At 29.5% G+C, this 11,667-nt stretch carries 11 protein-coding genes and 1 pseudogene; 2 read left to right on the forward strand and 10 right to left on the reverse strand.

Annotation, left to right across the window (positions count from 1 at the left end; translation table 11 throughout):
• Positions 1 to 369 precede the first annotated feature (369 nt).
• The 8 genes and pseudogenes from KQI38_RS13390 to KQI38_RS13415 all read right to left on the reverse strand — a co-directional run bounded on the left by KQI38_RS13390 (position 370) and on the right by KQI38_RS13415 (position 6,600).
• On the reverse strand, positions 370 to 792 hold the full coding sequence (locus KQI38_RS13390; RefSeq protein WP_216560205.1) for a GNAT family N-acetyltransferase: 423 nt from the start codon (positions 790 to 792) through the stop codon (positions 370 to 372).
• Entirely contained in the window at positions 789 to 941 is a 153-nt protein-coding gene (locus KQI38_RS13395; RefSeq protein WP_216560187.1) for a hypothetical protein, read from the reverse strand. Before KQI38_RS13395 ends, KQI38_RS13390 begins: the two co-directional genes overlap by 4 nt.
• A gap of 911 nt (positions 942 to 1,852) precedes the next feature.
• Positions 1,853 to 3,181, reverse strand: a complete 1,329-nt coding sequence (locus tag KQI38_RS13400) for a hypothetical protein (protein WP_216560189.1) — start codon at positions 3,179 to 3,181, stop codon at positions 1,853 to 1,855.
• On the reverse strand, positions 3,168 to 3,686 hold the full coding sequence (locus tag KQI38_RS13405) for an RNA polymerase sigma factor (protein WP_216560191.1): 519 nt from the start codon (positions 3,684 to 3,686) through the stop codon (positions 3,168 to 3,170). The genes KQI38_RS13400 and KQI38_RS13405 overlap by 14 nt, the downstream gene beginning before the upstream one ends.
• 1,112 nt (positions 3,687 to 4,798) lie before the next feature.
• Positions 4,799 to 5,350 (reverse strand): hypothetical protein, encoded by a 552-nt coding sequence (locus tag KQI38_RS22825; RefSeq protein ID WP_420857135.1) that lies wholly within the window; start codon positions 5,348 to 5,350, stop codon positions 4,799 to 4,801.
• Positions 5,351 to 5,494: 144 nt separating this feature from the next.
• Positions 5,495 to 5,698, reverse strand: a pseudogene (locus KQI38_RS22830) (relaxase/mobilization nuclease domain-containing protein); the annotation flags it as partial.
• The gene (locus tag KQI38_RS22835) at positions 5,695 to 5,907 is read right to left on the reverse strand and encodes a hypothetical protein (RefSeq protein WP_246565846.1); all 213 of its coding nucleotides are present in this window, start codon (positions 5,905 to 5,907) and stop codon (positions 5,695 to 5,697) included. The pseudogene KQI38_RS22830 and the gene KQI38_RS22835, both read right to left, overlap by 4 nt.
• A 72-nt stretch (positions 5,908 to 5,979) precedes the next feature.
• On the reverse strand, positions 5,980 to 6,600 hold the full coding sequence (locus tag KQI38_RS13415; protein ID WP_216560193.1) for a DUF5052 family protein: 621 nt from the start codon (positions 6,598 to 6,600) through the stop codon (positions 5,980 to 5,982).
• Positions 6,601 to 7,613: 1,013 nt separating this feature from the next.
• Between KQI38_RS13415 and KQI38_RS13420 the strand changes: the two genes are divergently transcribed.
• Positions 7,614 to 7,895, forward strand: coding sequence for a hypothetical protein (locus KQI38_RS13420; RefSeq protein WP_216560196.1), 282 nt, complete (start codon positions 7,614 to 7,616; stop codon positions 7,893 to 7,895).
• 453 nt (positions 7,896 to 8,348) lie between these two features.
• On the opposite strand, the gene KQI38_RS13425 is transcribed toward KQI38_RS13420, so the two are convergent.
• Positions 8,349 to 8,834 carry a nucleoside 2-deoxyribosyltransferase gene (locus KQI38_RS13425; protein ID WP_216560199.1) on the reverse strand — a complete coding sequence of 162 codons (486 nt, stop codon included), beginning with the start codon at positions 8,832 to 8,834 and terminating at the stop codon, positions 8,349 to 8,351.
• Between the two features lie 423 nt (positions 8,835 to 9,257).
• Entirely contained in the window at positions 9,258 to 10,022 is a 765-nt protein-coding gene (locus tag KQI38_RS13430) for an N-acetylmuramoyl-L-alanine amidase (RefSeq protein ID WP_216560202.1), read from the reverse strand.
• A gap of 1,123 nt (positions 10,023 to 11,145) precedes the next feature.
• Between KQI38_RS13430 and KQI38_RS22390 the strand changes: the two genes are divergently transcribed.
• Positions 11,146 to 11,271 (forward strand): hypothetical protein, encoded by a 126-nt coding sequence (locus tag KQI38_RS22390; protein ID WP_255374552.1) that lies wholly within the window; start codon positions 11,146 to 11,148, stop codon positions 11,269 to 11,271.
• Positions 11,272 to 11,667 lie beyond the last annotated feature (396 nt).

Here is an 11,667-nt window from a genome sequence, read left to right on the forward strand (position 1 = left end):
AGTTAAAAATTAGTTATGGAGATATCTATAAGAAAATATAAGAGAAATGAATATATTATACATGTATAATATATTCATTTCTCCTTAATTACCTATTTTTAAAAATTAGGTCTTGATAATTTAATGAAATTGCTTGAAATGTACTCATATCACACCACCTCCTTTCTTTTGCGAAATGAGGTGGCAACCACACCCTGCACATCGATTACCTTATTCTACGATTTTATCACGGCCAAAACTTTATTTCAATATATTGCTTTTATTTTATGGCTATGTTTTAGAATAATAACTACTATTAAGGAAAATCATTTTGAGTGACTGCCCTTAATTCATATTTTGAAAAGATTGTATATTATACTCAATATAATTTTATAAATCTAAATACCATATAAGTTGAACTTCATCTCTATCTTCAATCTCTTCGTAATAAGCATATTCATCTATTCTTCCTAATACTGTACCTTGCTTATGATAAAACTTACATGCTTGAACATTATTATTTTGACATTCAATTTTCATTTGTTTTAATCCTTTTGATTTTGACCACTCAACAGCCATAGGAAATAACTTTGTACCTACTCTCTGTTGCTTATATCTATCGTCAACCCTTATATCCAATAACACACTTATGTCATCTCTACCGCCAAGCAGATGAACATTTTTTGTTTCTGAAACAACAGTAACTGCCCCAATAGGAAATTCGTTATCAAAAGCCATAAAGAATGCCCAATTAGTTATATCAAATTGTTCTGCATATTTTGTTACTTCCTCATATTCTCCTAAATCCTTTATTTATTCTTCGGTTGGAGTTTTTTTAATAAAATCCTTCTAAACCCATTCTCAATCTTTTCTAATTTGAGTATGCTTTTCACATTAACAAGCATTGGAATTTTATCATATTCATCAAGGCATGAACTATCAATCTCTCTATATGTAATCACCTTTTTTACCTCCACTAATAAAATTGACGTGCTAATTATACCAAAACCCATATAATGTATATAATTAAACGAATATTGGTTGTCTTTCTTTATAATCAGTTATTTTGGTCTAATCATAAGCTACATTACATTGAACCATAAAGTTTTTAATTTTCACAACTTCCTTTTCATTTTCAAACAATTGCAACCATTTGAAATATTAACTATAAATTATAATTTTTTTAATATTTACTTTAGTCGATATTAAGATAATGAATTAACTTAACTTTATATTATGCGTATATTGCGAGATTATGGCTTTCTTGCTAAATACAAAACTATTGTATCATAAAGCTTTATATTATTGCCAAAACTCAAAATAGCGTCCTTGATTCCTGCGTAAAATTTTGATTTATACGGCTCTGGCAGAGTTATATGAGAAGCATGTGTACTTATCCATGAGACATACTCATCAGCGTTAAGTTCTTATGTATACATGGATTCAGAAAATTTTGAAAGGGAGATGTTACCACAAAAAAAGATAAGAAAAAACATATAAATACAGGAAAAAAATAATTGAAGAAAAATATTAAACCCTAAGTTTTAATGAAAAAACATTATGAAGTTACGTGAAGAAAATAAGAAAAGAATACAATATTTTAAAGTCCTGATAATTAGACAATATGATCTGTTGATAAGTTACTGCTTTGGAAAGCAGATGTAAGTAAATCCAGACAACAATCATTCCCTCTAAACCTATCGAGCACCAACAAAGTTTAGAGGGAATCAGACTTTAAACTCTCAATCCATATCAAAAGAATTTGAATAATTAGTTGTTTCTAATAAATACGTTGTTTGCAGTCTTATTATTTTCATCTACTGCACAATAAAAACGGCAATTACCTTTTTTTCATTCGAATATTTTATGCTATTTATGGCCTTAATGGAATTATTACACTGTCTAACGTATTGTAAACGGGAGCATAAAAAATCAAGTCAATTTCTTCTTGTGTATTTTTTATATTTGAAAGGACTATTTCAAAATTTTCTTCTTGAGAAACCTGAGTGTTTATGTCTGCATAAGGATCATCCCATATAACTTTTATACCTTCTTTCGTATATTCTTTTAACTGGTCTTGATCTACGTCAACTGAAATATTTTGCAGCTTTAACTTATCAGAACTACCAATGCTTTTACTTATAGTGAGTTTTATCTTTTGTGCTTCTTCTTCAAAGATATGGTTGTTATTATCAGATGTTCTGTAATTAAACTTTTCATTATATTCAATCCATTCTGCAGTATTAATTACCAGTTTATTATATCCAAGACTGAATTCAATAGGTAAAGAATCGTATTTACTCATAGTCATGCTGGAATGTACATCGTTATCTGTAACTGAAATATATGGAATAATCAATCTAATTCCATTCTCTAATTTTTTATCAAAATAAAGTATATTTTCATGGTTATTGTTCGTACTATAGAATTTATTTCCGTGTGAATCCAGAAGATAAATATCTTTGAGCGGAAAAGATATGGATTTTCCCTTATCGTATGACTGTGATAATAGACTGACTTCTAATTTATTTCCCACATAATTCGTTACCGCTGCAATATCTGCATTGATATTTTGGACAGAAATATAGTTATGGCTATCAAAAGGAATTTCAGGAAGTTCGACCATAATAACGGGGATATTAAATTTATCATAAATAATATTAAATTTTTTTGTCGCTTTTAAAAATTCATAAGTACACCGAGCACTCCATTGATAATCATTATTATTTATACTATCACTTGTTATAATAATATCACTTGTTATCAAGTCTGCCTTATTGTTTTCCTCATCTACTACAGTTATATATTTATCAATTTCTTTTTCGATTTTAACATTGCCTTCCATTATTAGTGTGACAGTGTTATCATCATTGTAAGCAGTATTTACCTTTATATAATTTTTATTATCAGACATTTCTACTGAGCCCAAAAGTCCGTATACCTTATTTTCTCCGTCGGTTTGAAATATTTTATTCATACCTGGAAGATAACTAAATATCTTTTGTGCGGCATAACTTATCTGCTCATTAAAAACTAATGTAGAAAGCATCAAAATAGGCAAGATTAAAACTGCCGCCCATTTTAAGTGGTTACGTTTATTATTTTTAACTTTAAATTGTATATTTTCTCTAATGTCATCTGTAATCATTATGCCATTCATATTTTTGTCAACATAATCTTTTAAATTTTCAAGATTGTTCATAAATAATTCCTCCTATTTTATCCTTTAAAAATTGCCTTACCCTTGACAGGCGTGTAAAAGCATTTGACTCTGAAATGTCTAAGATTTGCGATATCTCCTTAACTGATAATTGCTGATAATAATACATTAAAATAATTTCCTTATATGTCTGTTTTAAATTCATGATAGAGCTGAATAACTCACTTTTTTCCAATTCGTCAAATATTTCCTGATCAGAAATTTCATTTTGGACCAACTCCCTATTTTCTAACTTAACTTTCCTTTTCCATGGATTCCGTAGATAATTTTTACAGGTATTTATGCATATCTTTGTAATCCAAGTTTTTTCTGTTGATAGTTCGTTAAATTTATGAAAGTTGCTATAGACTTTTAAAAATGTATCTTGGCATGCATCTTCAGCAAGTTGGTAATCCTTAAGATAAAGATAGCAAAGTCTCAGAATTTCAGTCCCATACTTATCAATCAAATTATTAAAGTGCTCTTCAGCCAGCGTTTTTCTGCTCATTTATAATCCTCCTTTACTTATTAGACACTCCACCATCAGATAACCTTACACATAAGTGTAAAAATATCGTCAGCATTTTTGCTGACGATATTTTTGAACTTTGCTTATTATTAGTAAACCAAGCCTGTCCCACTTATTTTTGTTCCTTGCGTGCTCGTGTACTTAATATAATGTGCTTTATTTCTTACAGCAGTACCATAAGCTGTTACATCATCCATATCGAGTATTGGTGAATTGAATTCAAAGCCGTCATTGCTATAAAATGCAAGCCTCATTTTTGTCTTTGATTATTATAAAAGTAGGATATGATTCGCTCTCAATGTTTTCTATATCTTCTGCTGCATAAGCAAATACAGAAGTTAAACTCAATATAACGCATAAACTAAGTATGAATTTTTTTCATTTGAATACCTCCTTGATTTTTTAGTACATTTTTATAACTTAAAATATTAAATAAGGTTCTTAAATATCCTTCCATGTACTTTGTGCGGTATTAAGTATTCAGGTTAGAGACATTATAGAACATTTTAATTTGTTTGTTGACCTTATATGAAACATATCAACACACTCCTTCCTTGTTATTTTTATGTCATATGAGGTTAATTTTATTTCCCTCATATTCTATACTACTGTAGTTATCCATGATGTTAATTCTATACAATTTCATATATTTAATATGTTCTATCGCTAATTGCAAATATCACATAAAAAAACAACTTTAAGAACTTTGAGAACTACTCATTAAGGTAATGATTTCAGATTTCTGTCCGCTACGGGCAGTTACCATTATTTTTATCCGGTACTCATTATTTCTGAAGAACTTTTAACTATTTATGTCCTTACTTATATAACGCACAAGAAGAAAAAAAGGGACATAATTTTTATTTTTAACATATTATTTAATTGTTTTGAAATATTTTCTGCAACTAAAACAATATCTGAAGAAGAATGGCAAGCAGGGCAAGGTGGTACACACCTTGCGATTTTGCATAAAATTTCCTTACGGAATTTTTGCCAAATCTGCTTGTTGGGGAGTACCACCAATCCCCATTGAACACACAATAAATTGTGTGGCTACGCTCCCTTTGGGAGCTAAAGAATCATAGGTAAGATTACCTCTGTTCTTTGTGTTTTTCTTTTTCTTTCTCCCATATATCCTCACCTAAAAGACGGTCAACATTTGCCTTTGCAGTCAAAACATTTTGTATTTCTTTCTTAGCTGAATGGTATTTCTCATAAGGCAATTTCTTATTCTCTAATTCATCAAAAGCAGCCTTTGCAGCTTTGTGTAAAAGTAAATCAGCAGTATGTTTTTCATAGAATTTTTTAGAGTATCCTGCCTTACGATAAGCAGTGTAAGTATCACGAGTTTTTGAATAGTTGATGATGTGAGTTTTTAGATTTTCTATCTCTGTCATATGCTTTTCAGTGGTTTTAATTTGAACCGATAATTGATTGAAATTATCGGCAACAGTCTGTGCTTTTTTCTCTAAATCCTCATAGCTAAGCAGATTGTTTTCCGTTAAAAAATTGATGGTCTGTGCCATTTGTTTGAGGTTAAAAATCTTTGCCCACCGCTCATAGTCTGCCAGTTTCATTTCTGATAAAAATGCCTCAAAATCGGCAGGTTTTTTTCTAAGTATTTCATCAATAACAATCCTCAATTTTTCAGAATGAGAAAAAGTCTCTTTATCTCCAAGCCACTTGCCATAATGATTTTTCCCACACTTTGGATTTTCAATAATAAATAGTCCATTTTCAAGGCAAAGACGGTCAGATATTTTTCGTACAGTTTTACCAGAACCTAAGAAATCTCTAAACTTTCGTGTACAGTCTAAATAGGTAGAGTTATATATAATATGGTTGTGAATATGAGCTTTATCTATATGAGTAGCTACAATAAAAGCATGATTTGCTTTAGTAAACCTTAAGGCTAATTCATAACCAATTTTATTAGGAAGTCCTGGTGTAACTTCACCTAGTTTAAAAGACTGCCGTATTTGATAAGCTATGCTTGCTCTCTACCTGTAATATCAGAATATATTCGTTTGGATAAAAGGAATTCTCCCTGCACTGTTTTAGGGTCACATTCATAGGAGTTGATGTATTCACTATCATTGGTTTTGTTAGGATTTATTGCATAATCTGTGCTGTCTGCGAGACAGTCTGCAATAGATTTTTCTTCATTTAGGTACATTGAAATTAAACGTGTTGTTGTCATGAAAAGCCCCTCTTTGGATAAATAAAAGCCCAAGGACTATTATCCTGAGCTTCTAAAGTCTCTATCTATTATTTATTCTAATAGTTCAGTATCATAAATTGTATAATCACATCTATATATAAAAAGGTATTTGCCATCTATTAGTATTCCAGTAGACTTGTCTATTCCTGTTGCAAAATAACTAACTTTATTTCCTGCAAATGTAGCTAAAGGTTTTCCAGATTGTGATCTTATCAATACTACTCTACTTTTTCCGGTAGTAAAATTTTTCATATCATTTACCATTCTATTAACAAAGGGGGTTGACCTATCAATATTTTGAATATCAACTGTTTTACTATATTCATTAAATATATCAGTCAAACCTTCTTCATAAAGGATTAAGCTGCTACCAACATGAACCATTGATTTGCCACCTATAGTTAAATTTATTACAGAAGACTTATTAATGGTATTTCCTTCTTCATCTTTAGAATTAAATTTATCTTCCGAACTAATACTTATTGAACTGCCTTTGATGCTATCAATAATATTGCTTTCTTCGTCATAGGTTTGCACTATAGCAGTTCTTCCCATTAATGCCTCTTTCATTTTTCCAATTTCATTACTAAATAATGCACACCCACTTAACATTGATAGTATAATTATTAATACTGCTAATAATGCTATAAATTTTATCCTTTTAGTTTTCATATTAAACCCCTCCTTTCATTATATTAAAACAACATAGCCTGTATTTCAACTATTTTTACCATACATATTTATCCTTCATAGTTAACTATTCCTTCCAGTATCATAAGTATTTTTAGTCTTACACCTATATTCTCCCTTACATTCTGATATAAATAATAGTTTACCACATTTGGTGCATCTTGTTTTTTATATTCGTCTCCTACTTTTAACTCAACATTTTATATGGTCTTATCTTTACCTACCAATGTAATTTTAACATTTCTATATTCATTTTTAGGTTAGAAAGTTCTTTATTTAAGAATTTTTCATATTACACTTCAGTCTATCTCATATCTAGTTCCCTAAAATACTATTTTCTATATATTTTTAATCTGCAATTAACTTTTTTATAGTCTTAGTTCTTTATCAAAACACCCTTCTAAATGGTATATATCCAGTTGTATATGGCCCATTAAAAATATAATTAACAACTTATCACCATCTTTCATATGCTATTATGAGACCTTTATTTTCACCCAAATGAAAATAAAAAATGGGAGGTGCTATCATGGCCGATTTATTAGGTAGAAGAGATTGTGATAATGGAGATTCCTTATTATTCTTCTTTTTACTTTTAGTAATTCTTTTCTGTAACTGTGATGGTTTTTTCGGTAGAAGATGCTAAATCTCCATATTGAATCGGGGCTTGTCCCCGATTCTTTCTTATGCTTCATTCTGTTTTCCAAACTTTTCTTTATATTTCATACCATCTATCTAATATTTCGGACAATTTCTGCTTCTTCTACTGCTTCAGATACTATCCAGCTTTGTAATTATACTTATTCTAGGACCATTTACTACACTATAAAATTAAGAGTAAGTCTTGTTCTCCTTATCAAATATCTTAAAAATACTCTTTCTCTTAATTCGCTAATCTTCTCACCTAAAATCATTTGTTTCACTACCTTAAATGGTATAGTTTGTTTAATCCAATGCTACCTATGGTATTAATAGCTAAATAAGGGGGTGTATGTATGACGTCATATTTAATATCCTATGACTTAAAAAATAAAGATAAAAATTATGAAAGTCTTTATGGAAAAATTAAAGAAATTTCATACGACAATGCTTGGTGGCATTATTTAGATTCAACTTGGATAATTAAGTCAGATCTATCTCTTTCAGAAATCACTAGTAACCTTACTTCCACAATTGATAAAAATGATTGTTTGTTAGTAATAGAAGTGAAAAATACTTACAACGGCTGGCTTCCTAAAGATGCTTGGGATTATTTGAGAGATAGAATTTTTAGCTAATTATTTTTACACTGAATTAATTCCTAGCATATTAAATCACTATCATTAGAGATAAATTTTTTATTATGCTGTTCTTGAGCTTGAACCTTTAGAGCAGCTACTCTTTTTTTATAGTTCTTTTTTTCTTTACTGTCTATCTTTATAAAATATGTCTATCTCTATATTGTCTATTTATAACAAATCTATTGAACTTAAAATAATATTATCTTCTTACTTCATAAGAATAATATTAATTGTATATTAAATACTTTTTACGCAACATAAAAAATACCATAAGATTCTTTCCTGAATAATACGATATTTCTAATGATATTTGGTTTTAGTAATCATAATATTTAATAATAAAACTATGAATTGAGAGCCTATAATTTTTAATAAGTTCATATTATATAAACTTACTTAATACACTAAACCCTTTGTCCACAACATAGATGTCATGCTCATCCTCTAAACCTATTTTCTCAAATATTCTTTTATTCCTTCTACAAGTTCCTCTACTGTAGAGTATATATTACCTTCCCTCTGCTTAATCAAGCCAATAACAAAGAGATTTCTATATATAAATTGATTTTCAGTACTATCATTTATCAGTGCTTCAATCTTTTTATTATTATCTCTACCTTGCTGACGTACATCTGTATATAAAGCAAAAATAGGTTTATCCATCATATAAAATGCCCCTATTTCAGCAGCAACACCACTATCTATTTCAACACCATCTATTACTGCTATTAAAAATTCACTTTCTCTAAGTTTATCCATATCAGCTTTTGCAATAGTAATAGAATCAGCATATGAACTCTTATCATTTATAGCATCATTCTCTTGAGGAACATATAAATCAATTCCCTTTATTTCTTTTCTTATTTCTGATGCTATCAGTGAATTTAATAATCTGTCTCCCATACCAAATAATCCATTCGCTAAATATGCCTTCATTGAATCCCTCCTAATTATATCTTATATATACAAGTTCCAGTATCAGTAAAATTATACCACATTAAACCTTTCTATCAAAAAGTAAAAAATCCTAGACTTTATTATAAGGTCTAATTTTCATTCTATTACTCAGTTTCTTCTCAAGTTCGTTTAAAAAATTAAATTTTATTCTATATTTTAAATATTTATTTCACCAAATTTAATTAAATTAATATAATAGTATTAGGCGTTTCTTTCTTATTTAGAATCAGCCATGTTAAAAATAAAAAAACACTCCAATTATATAAAGAGACCTCCTAGAAGGTCTCTTTGTTATTTTAAATCTTAAAATAGTAACGACTAGCCAGTCAATCTCATTCAATATTTTGTTTAGCTATTCTGCATTATTATTTAAAAAGGCTAAGGTTTCCCCTAGCCTTTTTGTTAAGCTGCTACTACTATTGCATCATAGCCTTTAGCTCTTAATTCATTTGCTAAAGCATCTGCATTTGCTCTAACACTAAATGCCCCTACTTGCACTTTATATAATCCTCCTACTGTAACTACAATCGGACTATAACCTTTTGCTTTAAGTTCATTTGCTAGATTATCTGCATTCGCCTTTACTGAAAATGCACCTACTTGCACTTTGTAAAGTGTTGAACCACCACCTTGATATGGTATTCCAAGGTAGTTTAATATTCCCTTAGATACTGCTACTGCTAAATCATTTTGTCTATTTCTTAATATATCAGCATCTTGTGCATTAGTTATAAATGCTAACTCTGCTAATGCTGCTGGCATATTAGTTAATCTTAGTACTGCAAAATCTGCCGTCTTAGTTCCTCTGTTTACTGTATATACACCACTTGCTATTATGCTGTTTTGTATAGACTTTGATAGGTTAGCACCTGTTGTACTTCCTGGATAACTATAAGTTTCTACTCCTTTTGCTGATGTGTCGCTAAATGCATTACAGTGAACTGACACGAATACATTTGCACCAAAATTATTTGCTCTTGTAGCCCTATCCGCTAATTCTAAGAATACATCTGTAGTTCTGGAATATCCTACAGTTACGCCATGATTTGCTAATATATTTCCTACTTTTAATGTTACTGATAATGCTATGTCTTTTTCTTGTAACCCATTACCTAATGCTCCTGGATCCTTACCACCATGACCTGCATCTAAAAATACTTTTGCCATAAATAAACCCTCCCTAATTTTTTATTTTTTTGAAGATTACTTTAGTCGACTTTTTCACCTTTCAATATATAAATAGATTCTTGAGAGAGTTTTTACTATGCTAATTTAAAACTTTTTATTTGATTAGTTTTTGCTCAATTACATAAAGCAGATTTAAAACATAGAATCGGAAAATCTTTATTTAAAAAGTATAATATCTTAATTGAAGAAAAAACTTACGAACAAAAAAATAAAGTAGTCCTTAAATCAAGACCTAAATATTCTCTTGATTTATTAATAAGAAACAAATTAATTAAGTAATGAAAATCTTTTCTTCTCTTTACTGTAATTTTTAGATATCCATTTTGAAAACTTACTTTAAACATTCACGTTTCATTAACAATATGAATACTGTGTATTAGAGGTTGAAAAAACCTCATTCTCCTAGATTCTAACAAAATTCTACAGTGTAGAGTCCTTGGGAGGTGTGATGAATGGTAGACAAACAATGTGGTGGAGGGTTCCGTGGCGGATGTTTCGATGATTCAATAATAATCATATTCTTAATATTGATTCTTTTATTCTGCTTCTGTAACTAATATCACAATCTTTTTATTACTCTCCAGGAGGTGTTAATAATGTCTGACAATGAAGTACGTGGCAATTGGTTTGGCGGCGGATGCGGTATGGATACTTCACTATTATTCTTCTTTTTAATTCTAGTGATTATTTTCTGTAACTGTGATTTCTTCTAATTTAGAATAATTAAATCGGGGCTTGTCCCCGATTTTTTATAATCAATAAAAAAGTTCTACTATCAATATCTTAGTGTTAAGAACTTAACCTAAATGAATTTAAAGCAGATTGCCGAAATCTTTGATTTCGTGCAAGTCTCTTATACAGTAGCTAAGAAAAGCTACCTCTAGTGCGAACTTAGAAACTTTTCTTATATTACTATGCTATAGCTATTATGAGACCTTTCAATCCTTTAAGATATTTGATTTCATTATATTATTCTTTCATACAGAACTCCTACTATATTATCTATTACTTAATTATTATAAAATAATAATTAACACTTTATCACTATCATTCATATTCTATTATGAGAGTTCTACTCTTAACTAAATTAGGAGGTGTTCTTATGGGTGGTTTATTTGGCGGAAGAGGCGAAGGTTGTAATGGTATGGATGATTCTTTACTATTCTTCTTTTTACTCTTAGTAATTATTTTCTGTAACTGTGGTGATTTGTTTGGCAGAAGATGCTAGACTATCACATTAATCGGGGATTATCCCCGATTTTTTTTATCAATAAGTTCTATCTTTTGCTGTTAAATACCTCATATATCTTTACTCTGCCAAATCTTCTCTAATTTTTACATTTCTAAGGTACACAAACTATATTCGAGTCTTAACCATGTCGATAAGGTTGCATATCAGACCAAAATCCAAAACTATCCTAAACAGAGAAAGTATATATGTGATCAGGTGAGTTATTTCAAATCAGCAGATATGAAGAATAAACTATTAAAATTAGACAGCTGGGTTGAACTGACCTTTGTCAAGTAGACAGGTAATTTAATTAAAATGTTATGCACATTTGGATGCATGGTTTCGATATTCTAAAGGAGCCATGCATCTTAGTCTTTTTTGAAATCTCTTTTC

This window comes from Tissierella carlieri (genome assembly GCF_018917285.1).
GTDB classification, from domain to species: Bacteria; Bacillota; Clostridia; order Tissierellales; family Tissierellaceae; genus Tissierella; species Tissierella carlieri.

Coding starts and splice junctions, on each gene's coding strand:
- KQI38_RS13400 (WP_216560189.1), bottom strand. CDS start 3,181: ATGAACAATCTTGAAAATTTAAAAGATTATGTTGACAAAAATATGAAT.
- KQI38_RS13405 (WP_216560191.1), bottom strand. CDS start 3,686: ATGAGCAGAAAAACGCTGGCTGAAGAGCACTTTAATAATTTGATTGAT.
- KQI38_RS22835 (WP_246565846.1), bottom strand. CDS start 5,907: ATGACAACAACACGTTTAATTTCAATGTACCTAAATGAAGAAAAATCT.
- KQI38_RS13415 (WP_216560193.1), bottom strand. CDS start 6,600: ATGAAAACTAAAAGGATAAAATTTATAGCATTATTAGCAGTATTAATA.
- KQI38_RS13420 (WP_216560196.1), top strand. CDS start 7,614: ATGACGTCATATTTAATATCCTATGACTTAAAAAATAAAGATAAAAAT.
- KQI38_RS13425 (WP_216560199.1), bottom strand. CDS start 8,834: ATGAAGGCATATTTAGCGAATGGATTATTTGGTATGGGAGACAGATTA.
- KQI38_RS13430 (WP_216560202.1), bottom strand. CDS start 10,022: ATGGCAAAAGTATTTTTAGATGCAGGTCATGGTGGTAAGGATCCAGGA.
- KQI38_RS22390 (WP_255374552.1), top strand. CDS start 11,146: ATGGGTGGTTTATTTGGCGGAAGAGGCGAAGGTTGTAATGGTATGGAT.